The organism is Kordia sp., assembly GCF_050633145.1.
Taxonomy (GTDB): domain Bacteria; phylum Bacteroidota; class Bacteroidia; order Flavobacteriales; family Flavobacteriaceae; genus Kordia.
The window spans coordinates 1-23,659 of the sequence record NZ_JBOEFY010000048.1 but is presented as its reverse complement, the minus strand read 5'-3'; the positions used below and the strand labels follow the sequence as shown (position 1 = coordinate 23,659).

Genomic DNA, 23,659 nt, shown 5'->3' with positions numbered 1-23,659 from the left:
TGAATAGGGTGTAAACAAATTATCTTCGTGTTACCGTTTCTTCTTTAAAAGAGGAGACTTTTAGTTTTCCACTTTTATTATTGACTTTGTAGTGAATGATTACCTTTTCTGAGGAACCATTGCAGTTTTTTAATTCTTCATAGTTGCCTTCATTTAGGGAAGCATCTAAAGTCAATTTGTTTTGTGTTGTACTTTTTGATAGGTAGTGATTTACTTTCAGGCAGCGACCTGAATTATAAACAACAACACTGTCGACGCTTATGTCGACAGTGTTATCTAGTGCTATCTCAAAAAGATACTTAGTATACGGTTTTGATTTATTAATACCTTGAATAATAGTTTGCTTTGTAGAAGTTATCAGCTTAATACCTTCATTACAGGCTATTACATTGAGTGTTAGAATGCATAATATCAATAAAATCAAAAACCGCTTCATTAATTAACAACAATTTTCTTTGTTAGACTTTTTCCGTCATTGGTGATTTTCACAAAATATAAACCACCAGCGTACCCTGTTAGATCAACTTTTTGTTCAACGGAATTCGTTTTTATTTGTTTTACTACAGAGCCAATCAGGTTGTATACTAAAATATTTGTATCACCTGATAAGTTGTTAAGTTTGATTGTGAAATTTTTGTTTACTGTTGGATTTGGATATACAACAACTGCATTTGAAGCCAATTGATTGTCTTCAACTGATAAAGCAGCTTGGTCTATAGGAACTTCCCAAACACCACGTCCGTAAGTCGCAGCTCTTAATTTTTCAGTTGCGTAATGGATTTCAATGTCATTTACAATTACATTTGGTAATCCCTGTCCTAATCGTACCCAGTCACCAACTGTATCTGTTCTATAATATACACCTAAGTCAGTTGCTAAGAACAATTCACCATCTGTAGTTCCAGTTCTATATAAAATTTTATGAGTTGGAATATTAGGTAAGCTTCCAGTAATATTTGTCCAAGAGAATCCACTATCAGTAGATCTGTATACTTTTCCAGCTTGATATCCTGAATATGCGATATACACTTCTGCCGGATTTGTAGCATTTACTTCGATGCTTTTTACGTTTCCAGCTTGTGGTAAATTAATTGACGACCAAAGAGCGCCGCCATCATCTGTTCTTTTTATAGAATTTCCTCCTGAAACATAAATTACATTTGGATTAGAAGGAGAAATAGAGATAAACTCAATAGTTCCTACATTCGAGTTTAAGTTTGTCCATGTAGTTCCACGGTTTGTAGATCTGTAGATATCGTTAAAACCTCCATAAATAGTTGTTGGTGTTGTTGGGTGAATTTCCAATTCCCATACAAATGGAGCGCCTCCAGGTGTGTTTACAAATTGAGAACTTGCAAAACCATTGGTGGTTCTAAACATTGCTCCAGCTTGGCTACATGTCCATGCAATATCACTATTTGTGTAATCCCATAAACCTTCAACACCATCACTTCCAGGGTTTCTTCCAATCCAATCGTTTCCGTCAAATTGGCCTATGTCATTATCTTGTGCTCCTGCAATTAATAAGTTTGCATTTTGTGGTGTCCCAGAAACATTGTAATACTGTGTAACGGCAATTCCAGATGATAAATCTGCCCAAGCATTATCAAACTGTGCATCTCCCATAAAAATACCTCCATCATTTACTGAGATTGCCATGTTTGTTCCAGGAACAAATTTCATATCGTGATGATCAGAGTGTACGTAGAAGTAAGGGTTTCCTGCTGTCCAATATCCGTCAAGGTACTTTTCCCAGTTTACACCTCCGTCAGAAGAACGCCATCCATCAACACCACCAGCTAAGATTAAGTTTTCATTTAATGGAGAAATTGCTAAAGTAATATTGTAACCACCTTGAGAACTAAACCCAGGAATACTAGAAATTTGTGTCCATGAAGCTCCATCGTCTGTTGATCTACGAACTCTTCCATTAGAGTCAAGACTTAAAATTAAGTTTGCATTGGCGACTGTGAGTGCTATGTCTAATCTGTTAAACGTCGGACTAGATACTTGTGCCCAGTTTACTCCATTATCATTAGATCTGTAAAAACGACCTGTTCTTGAAGTAGCAAACAATATGCTGTTACTTCCAGATTTGTATTCAATATCATTAAAACGAGCTCCGTTTTGAGTAAATGCATCTGTCCACGTTACTCCACCATCTGTTGTTCTTTTGATGTTGTTTCTAGTTGTTGCAAAAACGGTATCTGGATTATTTGGATCAATTAGTAATTTACTAATGATATCATTTTCTCCTAATGTGAATGTCAATCCAGTTGCGTTCCAGTTTGTACCACCATCAGTTGTTTTTAATACACCAACAGATCTGTTTTGAACACCGTCAGCATCACCTGTTGCAGCATACACTATATCTGTATTCGTTGGATTGATAACAATATCAGAAATTCCCATATTTGGAAAAGCATCACCTTGTGCTGTCCAGTTAGCGCCAGCATCTGTTGTTTTCCAAACTCCGCCACCTGGCGAACCAACATACATTGTATTTGTATCATTTCCAGCGAAAGCGACAGCATTTAATCGTCCCATTCCAGGGTAAAAACCAATATTAGACACAGGGAAAGTAACAGGTCCTAGCAACGTCCAATTTACTGATGCAACACTTCTGCCATAACTAATAGCTTCTTGATGACGTGCTTGTTCTGAACGCCAAAGGTTTGCTGTATGTGCAGCAGACATAAATCGTCCATTTGGCAATACACGATCTTTCCAAAAAGCTTTCCAGCGTTCAAATTGTTTGATTTGTTTTTTACTTCTTCTGTCTTGATTACCTCTAATAGGCGCAAGTACTTGATTTTCTTGTTCAACTATTTCAAAATAGTTGCTATTGTCATCAAGGATAGCAGAACGATAATTTTGAGCCTGAGTTTCAGCAGAAAAACCAAATATGGTAATTCCTACCAAGGCAAGGTAAAGTTTCCTTTTCATAGGGAATAGTTTAGTTTAGCAGTTGTTTAACATTTTTTTTAAGTAAAACAGCCTATCTGTGATACACCCTACTTTTTAACAATAAATAATTAATGATTACTTAAATATGTTGAATATATTGTGTTGGTAGTTAGTTATTTGGGAAATATTTTATGAATTCTGTAATTTTAACTCTTTTTTTATGTCTAAAAGATAAAAAAGATTGAAAATGAGTTTAACTACAGAATTGAAAAAGTTTGCAGAAGCAAGTGTGCAGCGTCATCCAGGAGAAGCACAAGTTATTATGAAGAAAGCAATTGATGATTTAGTAGCTTCAAATATGATTCGCAATGCTTATAAAACTGGAGATATACTTCCTGAGATTAGTTTACGGAATGCTTTAGGAAACGAAATACGTATTCAAGATATATTAAAAGAACATAAAGTAATTATCGCTTATTATCGTGGAAATTGGTGTCCGTATTGTAATATTCAATTGCGTGCATTACAGCAAGCAATTCCTGATTTTGAAGCAAAAGGAGCAAAGTTGATTTTGATTGGACCTGAAACACCAGACAATTCATTAACAACAAAAGAAAAGAACGAATTGACTTTCGAAGTATTATCAGATATAGACATGAAAGTAGCACGCAGCATGAATCTAGTATATAAATTACCTTCAGATTTACAGGAATTGTATAAGAAATTTGGAATTGATTTAGATACAAGCCAAGGAAATGAAAATCAAGAATTGCCAATTGCTGCTACATATATTGTTGAGCAAGACGGAACCATCTCATATCACTTTTTAGAAGAAGACTATAAGTTACGAGCTGATCCGAAAGATATTTTGGAAGCACTTTGAAAATCAATTATTAGTTATAAAAAAGATCTTTTTTTGTTTAGTTAAAGTTTTCTAATGAGAATATTTATATTTGGTTTCAAACATAACCATGTCGTATTTCAATTCTAACTTTAACTAAATAGCTAAATGAAAAAAGTTTCTTTCATATATTCATTTTTAATTGTTATATCACTGTTATACACTCAAAAGTCAATAGCTCAATCTTATGGATATCTGAATCAAAAAGTTGATGTTTCTGCTCATCAAAATAAAGCATTTAAGTTTTCAGGAAATATCAGAAAAGACTTTTTCAATGGAAATTCGTCAACATATTTATACCTGACATTATCTAACGGTTCAACTGAAGATAGTTTATTACTGTATAAATCAACGGAAAATATGCCCGTAACTGAAGACTGGAAAACATTTACAATAACTGGTAAGATTGATTCAACAGCAACCTCTCTTTTATTTGGGATGCTTTGTATCAATTATGGGAAATTTTTCTTTGACGATTTTAAATTAGAGGTTCAAGATGAAGATGGAGTTTGGGAAGAAATATCAGTGATAAATCCAGGTTTTGAAGATGTAGCGGATAGTAATCAGCCTATTTGGGGAAATACAAATATGGATTCAAACAAAAAATTCAGTACAGAAATCATTACAAATAATCCAAAAAGTGGGAAGTATTGTTTAAAAATACAAATAAAAGGTTCTTATGGCGGAAATGATGAGAATGGAGATTTTGTTGATGTAAATGGAGTGAAATTGTATTATGAAACTTATGGAAAGGGTACTCCATTACTACTATTACACGGCGCAGGACAATCAATAAATGCGTTTAAAGCGCAGATAGATTTCTTTTCTAAACATTATAAAGTAATAGCTTTGGATAGTAGAGGACGAGGAAGGTCTACGGATAATGATGATGAATTGACATATATGAATCAAGCCAAAGATGTAAAACTATTTTTAGATAAGTTAGCGTTAGATTCAGTAGATATTATTGGTTGGAGTGATGGCGGAATTATTGGACTTATAATGGCGATGAAATATCCAGAAAAAGTCAACAAATTAGTTGCAATGGGCGCAAATATTCATCCTAATGGTTTATTTCCTAAACGATTAAAAGAACATAAAGAAAGGCTTAAATCGCTAGAAATGGATGAGAAATCAAAAAGCACCATCGATTATAAAATTACCAAGCAATTGATTTATTATCCACAATTAACATTTGAAGAACTTAAGAATATTACATCTCCAACATTAATTATGGCTGGAGATCATGATGTAATAACAGATATGCATACAGTAAAAGTTTTTCAATCCATTCCAAATGCGAACTTGGCTATTTTTCCTGGCGAGACACATTGGTTCCCAGCAAGCAATTATAAATTATTCAATAGTACTGTATTTGATTTTTTACAAAAAGAATTCAAAAAACCAAAAAGATATTAAGGTTGAATACAATACTTATTTTTCTACAATTAAATTGTAAAAAATTGCAGGTTACTATGTAACAAATTCTAAAATTGAATGTCTATTTTTACAACATTAATTATTTATACGGTATGAAACAACTAAATCCATCCATTAAACTGCATGTGCTCATTGGTGCATTAATGGGTGTTTGGATATTTTTATTTGCTTTCTTCATTCGCCCTTTTGAACATGGAAGAATGGATTTTAAGGTTTGGATGACTGTAAGTTTAGGTTTTAGCATTCTTGCATTTATATGTTATGGATTTATTACGTTCTTTCAAAAAATAGTATACCAACAAAAGTCAAAATGGAATATTGGATTTGAAGTCATAACAATACTACTGTTCTTTGTTTTATATACAATTGCTACTTATATTTTTTACAGAAGTTCATTTGTGAAAGGAATTTATAATTTTTCTACCTTTTTAAGAGAAATTATTTTGAATGCGATATTGATTTTAACACCAATATTAATTTTAGTACGAACGTATGCTATTAAATTAATTCCTGTAAAAGACGATAGAATTACCATTAAAGGAGAGAATAAACTCGATATTTTAAAAATCAAACAATCGGATTTAATTTGTATTTCCAATTCGCAAAACTATGTAGAGATTTTCTATTTAGAACATGGAGAATTGAAATCAAAATTAATTCGAAGTTCACTCAAAAAACTACAATCTAACTTTGAATTTCTATTACAAATTCATCGATCGCACTTAATAAATCCATCGCATTTTAAGTCTTGGAAAGATTCTTCAACCGTTTTATTGACACAAATTGAACTTCCTGTATCAAAAAACTACAAAGAACAAGTTTTAGAACTGTAATTTTATACCTAAAACCACATATTTCGTACCTAAATAACGGGTTTTCAACCTAAATGACTGACTTTATACCTTAGAGCAGTTTGGCTATTTTAATACACTCATTTTGATATTATTTTTGAACTCATCAATCAATTAAATTTATTAAAAATGAAAAAATTAGCTTGGCTTATCTTTATTGGTCTGTGCGTGTTTATTAGTGTCTATCCTATAAAATACTTTTTAGCAGACGAACCTATTGCATTATTATCTACAAAACCCGACGAAGTCCTCAATAGTGCTTTGTATATGACAGCATTTTATATACATATTACGTTTGGCGGTATTGCTTTATTTGTAGGTTGGATTCAATTTATAGGGAAATTTCGAAAGAAATTTATGAAAGCACACAGAATCATCGGAAAAATTTATGTGTTCTCCATCTTTATTAGCGGTCCAGTAGGATTGTATGTTGGATTTTTTGTTAGAGGCGGACTCATCACTAAAATAGGATTTGTATTTGGCGCTTTTATTTGGACACTTATAACGTATATGGCGTATAAAGCAATCCGAAAAGGCAACATTGCTAAACATCGAGAATACATGATTTATAGTTATGTCGGAAGTTTTTCTGCAGTCATGCTACGATTTATTCTACCACCTTTAATGAGTATTACAGGAGATTTTAGTTTTGCATATGGAATCTCTGTTTGGGCAAGTTGGTTGCCTAATTTTGGAATTGCGTATTTATGGATACATAAAAAAGAATTGCTTGTTTCAATCTATGAGAAGTACAGAATTAAAAAAGTATTAATCGGACTTTTTATTTTAGCTGGAACTACGATTCTAGTTTCTTATATGAGTCCGCAAACCTGGTTGTACAAAAGTGCAGCTTTTGAAGGTGAAGCGTTTGAAAAAGAAACTTCTTTGACTAATTCTGTTTTTACAAAAGAAAAACTACAAGAAATTGATACGTATTTAAAAGAAGAATCGGAAACAACTAGTATGATTGTGCTTGAAAACGGTAAAGTCGTATATGAATATGGAGATGTTTCTGAAATTAGCTATAATGCTTCTGTTCGAAAAAGTATTTTAGCAATGTTATATGGTAAATATGTTGAAAATGGGACTATCGATTTAAATGAAACCATTGATAATGTTGGTGTAAACGAAGATGATGGTTTGTTAGCAATAGAGAAACAAGCAAAAGTAGATCATATTGTAACAGCTCGATCTGGTGTTTTTCATCAACCTTCAAATGATGGATATGATACAAACAACCTTAAGAAAAGAGGTAGCGTACAACCTGGAACCTACTTTTTATATAATAATTGGGACTTTAATGTGGCAGGATTTATTTTAGAGCAAAAAACAGGAAGAAATGTCTATCAGGAATTGGAACAGCAATTAGCAATTCCTTTAGGTTTTCAGGACTGGAACATCCAAAACCAAGATAGAACAGTAAATACTTCTAAATCTCGCTATTCGGCATATAATATGCATCTTTCTACGCGCGATATGGCAAAAATTGGACAATTAATGTTGCAAGAAGGAAAATGGAATGATAAACAACTAATTTCTAAAAATTGGATTCGTAAAATTACAACAACAGTGACACCAAAAGATACGGTAAACACACGTTACAATAGAGATGTATCAAGTCCTGCACAGTTTTCATACGGTTATATGTGGTGGTTGTTTGATCGTTTTTATGACAACCCAGATTTTGAAGGTGCATATACTGCATGGGGCGCATTTGGACAATATATTACGGTGATTCCAAAACGAAACATTGTTATAGTGCATAAAACAACAGTTGATATTTACACGTTGCTTAATTTTTCAGACAGAACTTCGACTCCAGAATGGCGTTATTGGTGGATTTTACGAAAGTTAATGTTGAATCGTACACCGATTTCAAATTTGGCAAAAGAAAAATCGACAGATGAGATTGTTGAGTTCATCAAAACTGAATATACCAAAGACTCTGAATATGCAATTTCCGAGCGTTTAATTAACGAATATGGGCAGACTTTAGCAGAAAAGGGAAGACATGAAGAAGCAATACAGTTTTACAAACTAAACTTTGAATTGTATCCAGAAGGCTATTATACGCATAGAGTGTATGATTATTATATAGAAAGTTTACGCAAACTTGGTAGCGACGAATATGAGTTATTGCCGTTGCTTGAAAAGTCTTTTGAGTTAAATCCTTGGAATAAAAAACTGGGAAAAGAAATAGAAAAGATGAAATCAAAAAAATAGCATCATAGTTTACAAGAAAGGCACTTTTATATAAAGTGTCTTTTTTTTGACTTGCATAAATGAATTAGGGTAACGTATTGGTTTTGGTTAGAAGTTAAAAATACATATTTACTGTTTTGATGTAACAAATTAACTCATTACGAGTCGTATACATATCAATCAAAAAACAATAAAATGAATTCAAACCAAAAAACAGCACGTGTAATAGGAGTATTACTATTGCTAATCTTCGCCATTGGCGTAACAATGTATCAATTTTTGCAAACTCCACTTTTTGCAGATGATTTCCTCACAGCGACTTCAGCTAATGGCAATGAAATTATAACTTCAACTTTATTAGGTATTATCAGTGGAACACTATCTATTGTAATCGCGATATTGTTATTGCCTATTTTTAAGAAGTATAGTGTCCGTTTGGCCTTTACGTATCTAGCATTCTGCATCTTATACTTTATAGCAATATTTGTTGATAATAGTAGTGTTTTATCACTTTTAGATGTAAGTCAGGCATATGTAAAAGGCGGAAATGTAAACAATGATTCATTTGAACTTATGGGAACGTTGCTTTATGAAAGGCATGCGTGGACACATTATTTATCACTATTACTATCATGTTTCCCAGCTTTTGTATTNNAGATGTGTATAAGAGACAGGAACGTTGCTTTATGAAAGGCATGCGTGGACACATTATTTATCACTATTACTATCATGTTTCCCAGCTTTTGTATTATTTTATACAATGTATGTTACTAAGTTAATTCCGAAATTGATCTCTATTTTCGGAATGTTTGCCATACTATTAATGTGTATAGAAATGGTATGTACACTCTTTGGAAATGGCATTAGTATGAACCTAATGATTCCAACTGCTTTAGCACAATTATTGCTTCCAATATGGTTAATTATTAAAGGATTAAAAACATCCGAAGAATAAAGTAATTTATATATAATCACTGAACTCGTTTCTGCTTTTAAATTGTTAAAAGTAGAAACGAGCTCAATGTATTTAGAATTTTAAATAAAGCTAGTGTCATTTGAAGCTCTTCATTCCAAACAGCATGCGTGTGATTTTAAATGGATAAATTAAAAACTTATAAATCAACACAATAACAGGGAAAGAAGTAACGATTAATAAAATCATTTTTACTGGAATATTCACATCAAGCTGAATGATATAATATGCAAATACTACAATAACTGTTTGATGCAGAATGTAAAACGGATAAATAGCTTCGTTTAGTTTTTGTACAAGTGTACTTTTTTTATGTAGCCAAATTTGCCCAAAACCTAGTAATGTAATCAAAAAGCTCCAACCGACTAAACAACAGACGATATACCAAAAACACCAAAGTGTGTTTGTAGAAAAATTGGGTGAAAGCCATTCGTTTGGCATCAAATAGTACGTATAGAAAATGATTGAACTCGTGAAAAATAGTACGGCATTTGTTTTGCGATACTGTTTCAAGTGTAACCAAGTCGATTCTGCGGAAGCGAACAACATTCCCAAAATCAAGAAAAATCCGTAGAAAAAAGTAGTGGAGAAGTTGAAAAGACTTTTGTCATAACTAGGATAGTATTGTTTGAGAATGATAAACAGAATGCTAAACGGAATCACCAAAGCGAAAAGTCCAAAACGTTTTGACGTAAGGCGCTCAAATGACTTTAGAAACGTGTTTGACTTCGAAGATTTTAGAAATAAAATGAATGGAATTAATACCATAGACATCCAGAATAGATTTTCTATAAACCAAAGATGATTTACGCCAAAATATCCATTCGTATATACATCAAAATAGGAAGAAAAGGACGCTTTGTTTCCAAAATATATTTGTGGCGGCACGATGACTAATACACCAAAAATTAACGGAATTAATAGGCGAATGGCGCGTTCTTTTGCAAACTGAATCCAAGTTCGTTTTGAAAATGCAAAAATGGTTCCTGTTCCAGAAATTAGAAATAATAATGGCAAGCGAAATTGCTCAAAGAAAACCATAATATCATCTAATGTTTTGCTTGATTCTGGGTTCATAATGTCAAAATCGTCACCGTTAAAAGGCATTCCTATGTGATGCAAATACACTGCTAAAATGGCAATAACGCGTAACCAATCTAAATCGTATCTGCGTGTTTTTGTTGTCATAATTTGTTCGTTTTTTTGATATGACAAACGTATAACAGAATTTGATGTCATGCTTTGAAATGTGACTGTTTGCAAGGGAAAGTGACGAAATACAAAGTAAACACAAAGCTTTAGACCTCATTTTTTTTAAAAACTATTTTAATTAAGGTATTACCGTATATGATTGATAATTTTGTTTTATAACTTTATATGGAATCAAAATTAGATACCATGAAAAAAAGAAGTATTAAAAATTTAAAATTGAACAAAAAATGTATTTCAAATCTTAAAGGTGGAATCCGACCAGAAAAAGCTCCTCCAACAAATTTCAATTGTACTACAAGCTTTAATTGTGGCAATGTAGAAGGATGTTGATAATATTCTAGATATAGCGAACTTCGGTTCGCTTTTTTTAGCACTTATTCTTTTATGTGTACTGTATTTAATTTATGGGATTTAAAAAAAATGCTCATTAAACTCTTTCAGTTTAGAACGAGAAACAGGAACCGTTTCAACATAGTTTTGTATCGACAATTGATATCCTTGTGCATTTCCAGTGCAAGCAGTAATTTTATCTAAATTGACCAAGTAGGAGCGATGTGTTTTGTAGATATTTGGGAAATCGTGCAAATAGACTTCCAATTCTTTAAGTGTGATTCGTAAGAGTGTTTTTTGCACTTCATTTTCAGTATCAACGTAGATTTCAGTATAATTACTTTCTACTTTTGCGAATAGAAAATTTTGTGCTTCAAACTGATAGTTTTCATTTCCAGATACTACTTGTATAATTTGCTGGTTGAAACTTTCGGTTGCTTTTGGAAGTGTTAGTTTCTTTAGACTTTTGCTGTGTTTGTATATCAAACGTTCCAAATTCAGCGGAAGTACAATAGTTAGCAATAAAGCTCCAACAAGAAATGAATTTCTGATTTCTTCATATAAATAACGAAATGACCAATTGTTTGGGTTGTTATAAATTAAATCTCGAATCAAAAAGTTTGTAATTCCAACAATAATTAAGATGAGACACAAATAAAACATTTCTTTTCCAAGTGTCCAGCGAGAACGATCTTTTATAGTGCTGTTTAGTAGTATGAAATAGAGAAATATAATCGGAAATGGTAAAAATGCATGCACAAACAATATCCAAATATAATTGATTTTGTGCTCGTCAACATTGACTTCAAAAGGATCGAAAGTGTATGAAAATAAGAAGCTTAAAATACCGATTATACTAAGAAGAATGAATAATCGTTTTTTGCTTCCATACAAATATGGATACGGTTCGCGAAGGTATTTTAGAAATTTTGCAATCAAACGTAAAAAATTGAAGCGCTAATTTACTTGTAAAATATAAACTAGCGCATCAACTTTTATTTTTTATTGCTTTACAATTAACTTTTGTCCAATACGCAAGGTAGAAGTTCTTCTCAACGAATTGTCTTTACATAAAGTGGCAACAGAAACATTGTATTTGTTAGAAATACGAGATAACGTATCGCCACGACGCACTGTGTAAATCTTCGTTTCATCAGCTTTACTAGCAATAGCTTCTTCTTCAGTAGTAAGAAGTTTAATGTTAGGCTTACGTTTCGAACTAAATCGGTACGCACTTGTCCATTTGCGAGTAACCCAAACTTCATTGCTTCGTACTAAATTATCTTCATTCGAAAAATCAAAGACATATTCTGGATGAATTGGAATTCCTTGATATAATACTTCTAAGTGCAAATGACTTCCACGTGCATTTCCTGTAGTTCCTCCAGCGCCAATTACTTGCCCTTTTTGAACTGTATCGTTCACTTTTACCAATTGTTTGGATAAATGCGCGTACACTGTCTCTAAACCGTTAAAATGGCGTACAACAACCGTTTTTCCATGTCCAGAATGATATTTTACATAACGTACAACACCATCAAACATCGACATAACTCTGTCACCAGTAATCAAATCGATATCAATTCCGTTATGTGGTCTTCTATTTCGCCAGCCATAACGTGATGTAATGACTTTTTTTCGCGCAATTGGAGAAGCATATGTGCTGTCGCTAAATGTAATCTGTAACGGAAATTGTTTTTTTACGTTTTTATATGGATTAAACACTTTGGTATCCCAATTTTCGGCAATCCAATCTTTCTTAGGCGTTTCTGTATTTTGCAAACCATACAAAGCGATGGAAGCCGCAGGAAACGAAGTGTTTATTTTAAATTTTTTGACTTTAGTTTCAAGTTCAACTTCTTTTTCAATAGATAAACTGTCTTTTGTCTGACCATACGCACTCAAAGAAATCAAGCATGTACAAGCGAACAAATAAAATATTTTCATGAGTAATTTTTCAATTTAATTTTTAAAATAGATTTTTAGGGAACTGCAAGTATAACGTATTCTTGCGTAAATAATTGTGAGCTTATTTTTCGGACATTATTCTGTAATATATTTCAGTGGATCTAAGCGTTTTCCATCTTTACGAACTTCATAATGCAAATGTGGCGCTGTAGATAATCCTGTATTGCCAACAGAACCTATAATATCGCCTTTAGTAACTGTTTCGCCTTCTTTTACTTTAAATCCTTTTAAATGTGCATACAAAGTTTCAAAACCATCTGCATGCGAAATAACGATTAAATTCCCCCAATTTCCTTCGTCTTTGGCTTTTAAAACAGTTCCGTCTGCTGTAGCAACAATTGGTGCTCCTTTTGCGGCTTTAATATCAATTCCGCCATGTGGAGTTTTGTTTTTTAACTTTGGATGTTTTCGAACTGTTCCAAATTTTGAAGAAATACTCTTAATAGTTCCGTTTTGCACGGGAAATAACGCAGGAATTCCACCTATTCTAATAAAAGCTGTTGGTAAGGTTTCATCAGGAATTACGGTTTTGTCAGCACTTTTAAATGCCATAAAAGCTAGTGCTATCATAGGAATTACAAGCAAGTAGCTAAATTTTAATCTGTTTTTTGATTGTGATTTTGTGATCATTTCTATTCGTTTTTTGAGTGATGGATGTGAAAAATAATTATATGCAGGATTCGTGTTTTTAGGTTCTAAACTCAGTAAAAGCAGCTCTAAATACGACGATTTCTTTACTTTTTGTTGTGCCAATACAAAAGCATCTGCTTGAAATTCGTGAATCGATTTTAAGGATTTTCTATAGAAATAGGCGAGTGGATTGAACCAACTGAACGCTATAAAAAGTTCTGTAAACACAACATCTACAGAATGTAATTTGGTGCTATGTGCTTTTTCATGTGTAATGATGCATTCGTCAATGAAACTTTCATTTGTGTTTGGAACAAAAATCCAATGAAAATAAGAGAATACTTCAGAAACATTGGCGCTATAGACTGTTGTATTGTTTGAAATTAGTCTGTGTGAATCTTTTTTTAGTTTGACTAATCGATAGCTTGTTCGAACGAATCTTAGTAAAAAACAGACAACACCGATTGCGTAGATGGAAAAAATCCAGAAACCATAATCGATCTTTTGATGATTTCCAGCTTCATTTGTTGATGAGTTGTCTGGAACTTCTGAAAATGCTCCAAAATCGTCAAACAATGGAATTTCTAGTGCAAAAATCTGCAATTGTGGAAACAGCTCGTTACTAAATGGTGCTAGTAAAGACAAAGGAATCAAAGCTAAAAGAAGTATTCTGTTAAACGTATGAAACGTGAATCGGCTAAACAAAAATTTGTATAGCAAATAAAAGCTTCCAAACACCAAACTCGCTTGAAAAATATATACCAAAATACTATTCATCGTTTGCTTTTAAATTTTTAATCTTTTCTTCTAAAATGGCTTTCATTTGTTCCATTTCTGTCAAGTTCAAGGTGTCGCTTTCCGCGAAAAAGGAAGCAAACGTACTTGTAGAACCATTAAAAAAGTTACCAATGACTTGTTTTATGTGCTGAGAAAAATAGCGCTCTTTTGAAACCGCAGGTGAATATTGGCGAATCTTTCCAAAGGTTTCAAAATTCAAAAACTTCTTTTTCACCAGTACGCGTACTACTGTAGAAATAGTAGTGTATGCGGGTTTTGGTTCGGGAAACTGTTCTACAATATCTTTTAAAAAGGCTTTGTCTAATTTCCATACATATTGCATGATCTGTTCTTCTGCTTTTGTCAACTCATTCATGTGGCAAATATAGAACAATATTTAATATATGACTATAAAAATAGTCATAAAACTATAATTGTAGTCATAGTGTAATTTTTAGAGAAGTTTAATTTTTTATTAAATTACTGATTTAATGATAGTTGTTGAGTTTACTTAATCAGAAAGTTTAAGTGTAGCTTCTGCTGTATATTCTTGTAGTAAGATTGTTTTTGGATTGATTTCATTTGCTTTTTGATACAAACCCAATGCTTTTTGATAGTCTTCTTTATAAAAATAATACAAACCTAAATTGCGATATCCATACGGATTTTTATTATTCAATTGAAGTGAATGTTCAATGTCTTTATAAGCTTCTTGTAACTGTCCGAGTTTCAATTTTGAAAACCCACGATTGTTCCAAGCAAAAGCAAAATCTGGTTCAATTGTAATAGCTTTATCTAAATCAGCAATAGCTTCTGTATGTTTATCTAGCATTCCATATGCATATCCACGATTGTTCAATATATCTGTGTTATTTGGATTTTCTTCCAGTACTTTTGAAGTTGATATGATGACTTCTTCATACGCTTCAAAATGACTTTGAATAACTGATAAGTTGATATAATCATTTGTTTCAAACAAATTTCCATACTTTTCGGAGAATACTTCTTGTAGTGTTTTTGCTTTATCGAAGTCTTGCTGCATTAAATTTGCATAAATCGCCAAGCGATAAAAAACATCTTCATTATTTTCAAACTTTAATGCTTCTTCAAAAGTGTTGGCTGCATCCTCAAACTCAGAATTCTCCATGTAATGCTTTCCAAGTTGAAATTTTCGATACGATTTACGGAATTTCAACAAAGTTAATAATTGCATACCATCATTATTGGTAAACGTTCCGTCATGTAATGTAATTGTGTCTCGATTCGGAAAGATATTATTCAAAAAATCAACGATACAAGAAAAAATCAATGCAAAAATGACCAGTTTTGCCACATCACCAAATTCATTCAATGAAAGAATTAAAATCCCGATACCGGCAACAATCAAAGAAAAAAGTGGACCGAAAATGGTGACAATAAAACTTGTACGTACAGAAATATCTTTTTCATGCATGACGCACAATCCGCCTTTCCAATAAAACAAATTGAACTTAAAAAAGCATTCCAATCGCCCTAAGTGGAACTGCATCGATTTTTCAGGATTTCCATGTGAGCCCATATAAACGGTCACTTTTTCCTTTGTCAACAACAATGCAGGAATCGCATGTCCCAACTCATGAATCACGGTTGTGAGCAAACGAAACGTCAATAAAGACAACATAAAAATTAATGCAACGTGGAATGGCATGTAAAGAGTTTTGTGGTGTAAAGTTATGGGATTTTTTGAAATAATATTTTTTTTCTTCTTTGAAAATATATGTTAATAAATCACTAATAAACTTATTTATCATGTAATAAAATTCACTATTTAATTAGATATATTTAAACAGTTATAATAAAAATTTACTTAAAACTTAATGAATGGCAGTAACAATAAATATTAGTGACGAGTATAAAATTAAGAAGGAAAGTGTTGAAGTGTTTGAAACTTCTCTTTTCAAAGAAGTTTATACTAAAGCTACCAAAGCAGTTGTAGAAATCATAAGTTATTCAAATACAGAAGATCCTAAAAGTATTAGTGCAAATGATTATAATAATGTCATTGCATTCGCAGGAGAGCGTGGTACTGGAAAAAGTTCATCTATGATATCTTTTGTAGATGCGCTAGTAAATGAAAAAAGCGAGTCATTTTTCAATAATTACAAGGAACTTAAATCAATAAATTGTGCTTCTTTGGATATTGTTGATCCTTCATTATTTAGAGATAAAGATACTTTATTGGAAATTGTGATTTCCAAAATGTTTGCAAAATTTCAGTATGAACTAAAACAGAAAGATTCTAATTTAATTGAAGATGATAAACGAGAATTAATCAAAAGGTTTCAAAAAGTATTTGAAAATCTAAAAACACTAAATAGTGAGAAGTCATCTGTGTATAGCGGAGAAACTATTGAATTATTAAGTGCTTTAGCTTATGGTACAAATCTAAAAATCACATTTAATAAATTAGTAAAGAAGTATTTAGAGTGTATTTATGGCTTTTCAAAAACAAAAGAAACCAAAAACTTTCTTATTGTACCTATAGATGATTTTGACTTAAATATATCTAATGCTTACGAAATGCTAGAAGATTTACGTCAATTTCTAATTCAAGATAATATTATAGTCTGTGTTGCTTGTAAGGTTGAGCAACTAAATGATGCTGTAGAACAAAAAATTAGAAAAGAATTCAAGGTGATGATCCATAAAGATATGAAGCTACTTTCTGATGATCCAGGTGACATGGCTTCTAAATATCTATTCAAACTCTTTCCTGTAAATAGGCGTTGTTATCTACCTTCTATCAATTATTCAGATACGAATATTAATTTTACATACTTAGGTGAAAAAATTAATGCAGATTCTATCGAGAATGATATCCTAAAGAATATTTATGAAGCTACAGGTTTTTTATTTATTAAAAAAGAGACAAATGTAAACTACTTAATTCCCAGAAATTTACGTGAGTTTGTCCATTTTTTTAAATTTATTTATGATTTGAATAAATCTGATAATGAAGATGAATCAAACGGAGCTAATAGAGAAGCTTTTAAATCTTATTTTTTTAATGTTTGGTGCTACAATAATTTGAATAAAAAACAATTTCAAATATTAAAAGAATTAGATGAGATTGATTACGGTAATAAAAATAAATCATTAATAATTTATTTAAAAAAGTATTATAAAGATTTAGAATTAGATAGAAATAAAAGAGATTTTAGAGATAAATATAAAGGTGATAATGTAATAGATGAACATTTTGAATCTATAAGTGATATTGAAAATTTAGAAAATAACTCTTTAAATATTTCTTTTGGCGATGTATTGAAAACATTAAATTTTTACATGAGAGCCGTATATGACTTAGAAGACACTATTTTTCTATCAGCTATAAAAATATATTACACTATAGAATTGACTACAGCATACAAAAAGAATGAAGACAATGCTGAAAAAATGATTGGCTTAACAATTTATCCAAATAGCTCTAGAATAATGTATAATGAAAAAACAAATGATTTATGGACTTTTGAACTTCGCGAAATAAAAGATAAGCAGGCAAAAATTAATGAGCTTATTGGAGCTTTTGTTATATCTAAAAAGAAAGATATAAATAGAAAAAATGATGAAGCAAATTATTTATACAATTTAAAACGTGACAGTAATAATGTGATTTTCTCCTTATTGGGGTTTATTAGAAATATGTTTTTTTATGAAAGTCATTTTAATAGAATTTTTGAAAAAGATGTTAGTGAAAGTCAATTTAATTTTGAAAATGAAATCATACCATTTTTCAGCGTAGATTTAATAGAAATTATTTTAAATGATATGATTTTCAATAAAGCTAGGTTTTCAGGAAACTATACATATAGTGAAATAATCAACAAACAAGTTATTAGTAAAATTAAAGACGTACTATCAGAAGTTGATGATATGTTAGCTTCAAGTAGAATTTCATTGCAAGATTATTTTTTACAACACGAATTTATAGAAGCGATTATTGGAGAGCAATTAAGAGATCACTTTTTTCAAAAAATAAACAGACTTCACTCACCTGAGTATAAAGTTAATATTAGTGAAGATGAAAAAGCAATTTTAAAAGATAAAATAGATGATATAATAAGTAAAATCTTTTCTTTGAATAGTCGTTTTTTAATAGATCAAATTTCATTACAAGCAAAAAGGAGTTATGACCATTACAATAGAAATTACTTTAGTGTAGAAAACTATACTTCGCAAGGAGTAAGAACAGCTATGTCTAATATGCTTAAAGATTTTAATGATTACCCATTTATTAAGGACTATTTGAGTGAATATAGGAAGATGATGAATTCTTCTAATGAAAAAGGTTTGTATGCTATAGAATACTTCTTAAAACAACTTGCCAATGGACAATCTTAGAAAATCTATTCAAGTTATTTTTGGAGAAATCTGTCCAGATAAACTGATTCAAGATTTGTATGATATTACTAGTTTCAAAAATAAAGATATAGTCGCAAAAAAAGATTTTTTAGAAAATGGACTTAAATATTTTCATCATTTGAGTTTTGATGAAATTGAGAATCTCCATAAAAAACTAGAAGAAGATTGGTTTTTTGATGTATACCAAAATGGTAAACAGGAAAAATCTGTTTACAACTTGCTATTGCACTTCAATAAGCAAGTCTTAAAAGAACGGAATAATAAACCATTTGTTAGTTATCAGCATTTGTTAAGATGGCGTGATTTGTCCTTTACTCTTGGTGAAGATATATTCACATGTGCATATTTTGCTTATATGGACAATAGAGCCAAGAAAAATCGTGATTTTTTTGCATGGCAGCCTGTGATTTTTTCTACAAATAATCGTTTGAAAAAAATGTTATTAAAAGGAGTCGCTGAAAATCACTTCCATTTTAAAGGGTCAGCTCCTGTTTTTAATCTTTCATGGATCGTATTAATGAATACTATTAATACACACCATAGAACCTTTAAAGAATTAAAAAAAGAAATTAAATTAAATGGAAAAGTATCATATTCTTTTAAAAATCATACGAAAGAAATCGATATCTTAGTTTATAAAGCATGTAGAATACGGTTACTATTATTTGAATTTATTAATTCTGAGGATAAAAATATTAATTTAAAAGATTGGGAATCTTTGTTAAAACCTTCATCTAATAAACAAACATCTTTTGAAGTCCTGCTTAACCTAAATGAGTTGCAAAATGAAGTAAGTCAAAATAAATTCCTTTATGGTTATAAATTCAATCATAAAGGTAAAGACGGTATCGCTGATTATGCAATAACTAAAAACATGCACATTCATAACTTTGAAGGTTCTTTTCTACTTTACGGTGAACGTAAATTATTATATGACACATTCAAATATATATATTCGAAATGTGAACAATCAGAACAGATTTCAAAACTTTTACACATATATTTATTGATTAAAAATGAATTCAGAGCTGAATTGATTCAGATTAATAAAAGGATTGGTTTTTCAAATTTTTCAAAATACCAAGATCGAAAAGAATATTTTATTCCAGAAGACAGTATTTATGAAACTGCAATGTATCAAATGACAATAAATGATACTAGAAAGTTTCAAAACATAGTATCATTTGAAACTCGAGTAGCTCCAAAGAACTCTGTCAAAGAGTTGAACGAAAGTCTTAAAAAGTACCAACGTAATAGTGATGTGAATTCATTAACAGGTAGAAACATCAAAATTCCCAATAAAAAATTATTTAATAAGCTAAAAAAAGAAAAACATTTTTATACCATACATTTCATAAAAAAGAAAGAAGAAAATACAAAATCGACACTAACACAAGTAGGATTACCTAGACACTATAAATTAAGAAAAGATATTGAACAACAAGCTAAAGCATTAGTTCTACTACGTGAGTCTTATGCTAAAAAAGCAAATTTAATTAAAGGAATTGATGCTGCATCATCAGAATTTAATACCAGACCAGAAGTGTTTGCCCAAGTGTTTAGATATTTAAAAGATCATAAGTTACATGGGGAATTTAATTATTTAAAAAATAAAATAATTGAAAATAAATTATCTGCAACATTTCACGCAGGAGAAGATTTCTATGATATTGTTGATGGTATTAGAAGTATTGATGAAGTAATCAAGTTTTTAAAGTTTCGTCCAGGCGATAGAATTGGTCATGCACTTGCGCTTGGGATAAATGTAGAAGAATATTTTAACTTGAAAGATAGAAAGATAATGTTGCCTAAAGAACTATTAATGGATAACATATCATGGTTATTAGCTAAAATTAGAAAATATAACATTAATGAATTTTCAAGTGAAGTTTATAAGCTAGAAAAACTTTTTGATTCGCTGTTTCGAGAAATATATCAAGTAAATTTTGATCAAGAGGTAAAATTTGCCTCGTTGAATTTTACACATGATATTTATTACGATGCATGGAAACTGCGTGGTGATGATCCATATCTTTATATGGAAAATATAGAAAATGACGTTAATCAAATCTCAAACATGACATATTGGGAACGATGCAGAATCAATTATTTCTATCCAAAAAATTCAAATATCCGAAAAGATTCTAAAATTAAATTTTTGTATCAACAATATCATTTCAATCAAAAAATTAAGAATAAAGGAAAAGAAATTAAACAGTTTACTATTTCTGATACTTACATCAAAATAGTTAGTAAAATTCAAAATAAATTTCAACATTATATAAAAGATTTGAATATAGGTATTGAGTGTAATCCAACTTCTAATTATTTGATTGGAACCATTGATAAATATAATAAACATCCTATAAAAGACTTCTTTAACTTATATTTAGAAACTGATGTTTATAAAATAAAAAAGTGTCCTCAAATGTTTGTTTCTATAAATACAGACGATCAAGGAATATTTGGAACTTCACTTGAAAATGAATATGCTTTATTGGCAATTGCTTTAGAAAAGGAAAAGGATGTAAACGGAAAACCTAAATACAGTCAGGCAATGATTTATGAATGGCTAGATAAAATAAGAGAAATGGGGTTAGAGCAAAGTTTTAAATCATAATAACATTTTATTAATTTCCTTCTTTTATATATGTTTTAAACATCTATAAGCATATGGAATTCGATATAAACTTCACAAAACCTGTCACATTTTCAGAAATCGTACGTCTTTCAACTAAACACAACCATCATGAAAAACGTTTGTATCTGTTTGCTACTAATTTTAGTAAGTTGTAATTCTTCACATCAAGAGAAAAAAGCTGTAACAGGTACAAGAATTGATGGTGAATATGTGATTGAAGATATTCTGATAGAAACTGAAAAAGACATCTTCATTTCTGGAATTGTTGTAAAAAAGAAAGATGATGCTCGTCCAAAACCTGCCATTTTACAACATACAATCTATGTTCGAAATAGAGATGTAAATACACTGAAACATGCTGTAGACAATGGTTACATCGGAATAATCACCTATTCTAGAGGAAAATACAAAAGCCCAAATGACATTTTTCCATACGAAAATGAAGCTACAGATACATACGCAGTAATTGATTGGATTAGCAAACAAAAATGGTGTAATGGAAAAGTTGGAATGTATGGTGGAAGTTACAATGGTTTTACACAGTGGGCAGCAACAAAAAAGATGCATCCTGCACTAAAAACAATTGTTCCAGCGGCAGCTAACAGACCTGGAAATGGTTTACCAATGGAGAACAATATCTTTATCAATCCGAATTATGAATGGGCTTTTTATGTAGGAAATAATAAAACACTCGATACAGTAGTTGGAAATGATCGCCAACGCTTTAGAAGCCTACAATTTGAATGGTGGAATACTGGAAGTGCGTATAAAAAAATGGATAGTATTGACGGAACACCAAATGCATTCTTTCAACGTTGGATATCACATCCGAGTTACGATGAATATTGGCAAAACATGGTTCCGTACAAAGAAGAATTCACAAATATTGACATTCCTATCTTAACGTTTGATGGCTATTATAACGATTCTCAGAACTCTAATCTATATTTTTACAGACAACATTACAAATACAATAAAAACGCTGAAAATTACTTAATTATCGGCGCTTACGATCATTTTGGAGCGCAAAAAGGAGGACGTAGACAATTACGTGGGTATCAATTGGATGAAAATGGCTTGATTGATCCTTTAAAAATCACCTATGAATGGTTTGATTATACTCTGAAAGATGGCGAAAAACCTGCGATTCTAAAAGATAAAATCAACTACCAAGTTATGGAAACAAATACTTGGCAATCTGCACCTTCTATTGAAAAAATGCACAATCAGGAGTTAAAATTATTTTTGGCAGATTCAAAAGAGGAAACATATTTGCAATTAGTTGAAAGTCAGCAAAAAGAATTAAAATCATTCTCACAAACAATCGATTTTAAAGATCGCAATACAAGCAATAACAACAATTCATATCCAGATCCAATCATAGAAAACTCACTAAATCCAACGAATGGTTTCACATTTATTACAAAACCTTTTGAAGAAGATACATACATTAGCGGTTCATTTTCTGGCGAATTGATCTTTAGTATCAATAAAAAAGATGTAGATGTTGGTGTTACATTATTTGAAGTATTGCCCAATGGAGAATTCCTTCACTTGTCTGGTTTTATTGGTCGCGCAAGCTATGCAAAAGATGAAACCACTCGAAATTTACTAACTCCAAATGAGTTATTTTCCTTTCCGTTTTCAAACACACGATTAATTAGTAAAAAACTGCAAAAAGGAAGTCAGTTATTAATGATTTTAGATGTAAACAGCAATCCATTTTCACAACTAAATTACGGAACAGGAAAAGATGTAAGTGACGAAAATCTAAAAGATGCAAGCGAAGCATTACAGATTAAATGGTTTACAGATAGTTTTATCAAAATACCTATCTTTAAACCTTAATTACATTTTATGATCGTTAAACTAAAGTTTATAGTAGTACTTGCTTGTTTTATCTCTTTTAATGCGCTTTCGCAAGAAATAACTCCAGCCAAAAAATTCTGGAACACCTTACAAACACATTGTGGAAAAGCATACAATGGTACTTTAGAGCTTCCAAAAGAAGATAAAGATTTTGGAGGAAAAACATTGACAATGCATGTTCGCAAATGTTCTGAAACTGAAATGAAGATTCCTTTCTTTGTAGGAGATGACAAATCGCGCACATGGATTTTAACGTATAAAAACGATCGCATTACGTTAAAACACGATCATAGACACAAAGATGGTTCTGAAGATAAAATCAATTTTTATGGTGGAACGACTTCAAATACAGGAAAAGCAGATATTCAAGTATTTTCAGCAGATGCAAAAACACAAAAAATGATTCCTGGTGCAGCAACCAATGTTTGGTGGATTACGATTGACGATTCAACGTTTACATACAATTTAAGACGTTTAGGAACCGATCGTGTGTTTAAAGTTGTAATGGATATCACAAAACCTGTAAAAACTCCAAGCGCACCTTGGGGCTGGAAAGA

Annotated in this window: 18 protein-coding genes and 1 pseudogene; 11 read left to right on the top strand and 8 right to left on the bottom strand. The window is 31.1% G+C overall.

Features of this window, described 5'->3' with window-relative positions; translation table 11 throughout:
* Positions 1-19 precede the first annotated feature (19 nt).
* A complete protein-coding gene (locus ACRBBL_RS20710; protein ID WP_431370996.1) occupies positions 20-436 on the bottom strand; it encodes a hypothetical protein in 417 nt (138 codons plus the stop codon).
* Positions 436-2,946: a VPS10 domain-containing protein gene (locus ACRBBL_RS20705; RefSeq protein ID WP_431370995.1), complete on the bottom strand. Its 2,511-nt coding sequence runs from the start codon at positions 2,944-2,946 to the stop codon at positions 436-438. Before ACRBBL_RS20705 ends, ACRBBL_RS20710 begins: the two co-directional genes overlap by 1 nt.
* Positions 2,947-3,154: 208 nt before the next feature.
* Here ACRBBL_RS20705 and ACRBBL_RS20700 point away from each other — a divergent pair, with 208 nt between their 5' ends.
* From ACRBBL_RS20700 to ACRBBL_RS20675, 6 genes and pseudogenes are all read left to right on the top strand, one after another.
* Positions 3,155-3,790: a peroxiredoxin-like family protein gene (locus ACRBBL_RS20700; RefSeq protein ID WP_431370994.1), complete on the top strand. Its 636-nt coding sequence runs from the start codon at positions 3,155-3,157 to the stop codon at positions 3,788-3,790.
* Positions 3,791-3,916: 126 nt separating this feature from the next.
* Positions 3,917-5,227, top strand: coding sequence for an alpha/beta fold hydrolase (locus ACRBBL_RS20695; RefSeq protein ID WP_431370993.1), 1,311 nt, complete (start codon positions 3,917-3,919; stop codon positions 5,225-5,227).
* A 113-nt stretch (positions 5,228-5,340) separates the two neighbouring features.
* Positions 5,341-6,081 (top strand): LytTR family transcriptional regulator DNA-binding domain-containing protein, encoded by a 741-nt coding sequence (locus tag ACRBBL_RS20690; protein WP_431370992.1) that lies wholly within the window; start codon positions 5,341-5,343, stop codon positions 6,079-6,081.
* Positions 6,082-6,228: 147 nt separating this feature from the next.
* Positions 6,229-8,322 carry a DUF2306 domain-containing protein gene (locus ACRBBL_RS20685; protein WP_431370991.1) on the top strand — a complete coding sequence of 698 codons (2,094 nt, stop codon included), beginning with the start codon at positions 6,229-6,231 and terminating at the stop codon, positions 8,320-8,322.
* 174 nt (positions 8,323-8,496) lie between these two features.
* A pseudogene (locus ACRBBL_RS20680) lies at positions 8,497-8,954 on the top strand (DUF4386 domain-containing protein); the annotation flags it as partial.
* Between the two features lie 107 nt (positions 8,955-9,061).
* A complete protein-coding gene (locus tag ACRBBL_RS20675) occupies positions 9,062-9,256 on the top strand; it encodes a DUF4386 family protein (RefSeq protein ID WP_431370990.1) in 195 nt (64 codons plus the stop codon).
* Positions 9,257-9,352: 96 nt separating this feature from the next.
* Here ACRBBL_RS20675 and ACRBBL_RS20670 read toward each other — a convergent pair whose 3' ends face one another.
* A complete protein-coding gene (locus ACRBBL_RS20670; RefSeq protein ID WP_431370989.1) occupies positions 9,353-10,462 on the bottom strand; it encodes an acyltransferase family protein in 1,110 nt (369 codons plus the stop codon).
* 210 nt (positions 10,463-10,672) lie between these two features.
* Between ACRBBL_RS20670 and ACRBBL_RS20665 the strand changes: the two genes are divergently transcribed.
* Positions 10,673-10,816, top strand: a complete 144-nt coding sequence (locus ACRBBL_RS20665) for a hypothetical protein (RefSeq protein WP_431370988.1) — start codon at positions 10,673-10,675, stop codon at positions 10,814-10,816.
* 81 nt (positions 10,817-10,897) lie between these two features.
* Here the strand turns inward: ACRBBL_RS20665 and ACRBBL_RS20660 are convergent, their stop codons facing one another.
* The 5 genes from ACRBBL_RS20660 to ACRBBL_RS20640 form a co-directional block, all read right to left on the bottom strand.
* Positions 10,898-11,755 carry a LytTR family transcriptional regulator DNA-binding domain-containing protein gene (locus ACRBBL_RS20660; RefSeq protein ID WP_431370987.1) on the bottom strand — a complete coding sequence of 286 codons (858 nt, stop codon included), beginning with the start codon at positions 11,753-11,755 and terminating at the stop codon, positions 10,898-10,900.
* A gap of 63 nt (positions 11,756-11,818) precedes the next feature.
* Positions 11,819-12,763: a peptidoglycan DD-metalloendopeptidase family protein gene (locus ACRBBL_RS20655; protein WP_431370986.1), complete on the bottom strand. Its 945-nt coding sequence runs from the start codon at positions 12,761-12,763 to the stop codon at positions 11,819-11,821.
* Between the two features lie 96 nt (positions 12,764-12,859).
* Positions 12,860-14,191 (bottom strand): peptidoglycan DD-metalloendopeptidase family protein, encoded by a 1,332-nt coding sequence (locus ACRBBL_RS20650; protein ID WP_431370985.1) that lies wholly within the window; start codon positions 14,189-14,191, stop codon positions 12,860-12,862.
* On the bottom strand, positions 14,184-14,567 hold the full coding sequence (locus tag ACRBBL_RS20645; RefSeq protein ID WP_431370984.1) for a BlaI/MecI/CopY family transcriptional regulator: 384 nt from the start codon (positions 14,565-14,567) through the stop codon (positions 14,184-14,186). Before ACRBBL_RS20645 ends, ACRBBL_RS20650 begins: the two co-directional genes overlap by 8 nt.
* Before the next feature lie 135 nt (positions 14,568-14,702).
* Positions 14,703-15,878, bottom strand: a complete 1,176-nt coding sequence (locus ACRBBL_RS20640; protein WP_431370983.1) for a M50 family metallopeptidase — start codon at positions 15,876-15,878, stop codon at positions 14,703-14,705.
* Positions 15,879-16,051: 173 nt separating this feature from the next.
* Between ACRBBL_RS20640 and ACRBBL_RS20635 the strand changes: the two genes are divergently transcribed.
* The 4 genes from ACRBBL_RS20635 to ACRBBL_RS20620 form a co-directional block, all read left to right on the top strand.
* Positions 16,052-18,571 carry a hypothetical protein gene (locus ACRBBL_RS20635; RefSeq protein ID WP_431370982.1) on the top strand — a complete coding sequence of 840 codons (2,520 nt, stop codon included), beginning with the start codon at positions 16,052-16,054 and terminating at the stop codon, positions 18,569-18,571.
* The gene (locus tag ACRBBL_RS20630) at positions 18,558-21,212 is read left to right on the top strand and encodes a hypothetical protein (protein WP_431370981.1); all 2,655 of its coding nucleotides are present in this window, start codon (positions 18,558-18,560) and stop codon (positions 21,210-21,212) included. Before ACRBBL_RS20635 ends, ACRBBL_RS20630 begins: the two co-directional genes overlap by 14 nt.
* A gap of 129 nt (positions 21,213-21,341) precedes the next feature.
* The gene (locus ACRBBL_RS20625) at positions 21,342-23,081 is read left to right on the top strand and encodes a CocE/NonD family hydrolase (protein ID WP_431370980.1); all 1,740 of its coding nucleotides are present in this window, start codon (positions 21,342-21,344) and stop codon (positions 23,079-23,081) included.
* Between the two features lie 9 nt (positions 23,082-23,090).
* The coding region (locus ACRBBL_RS20620; RefSeq protein ID WP_431370979.1) for a hypothetical protein at positions 23,091-23,659 on the top strand (569 nt) is incomplete at its 3' end.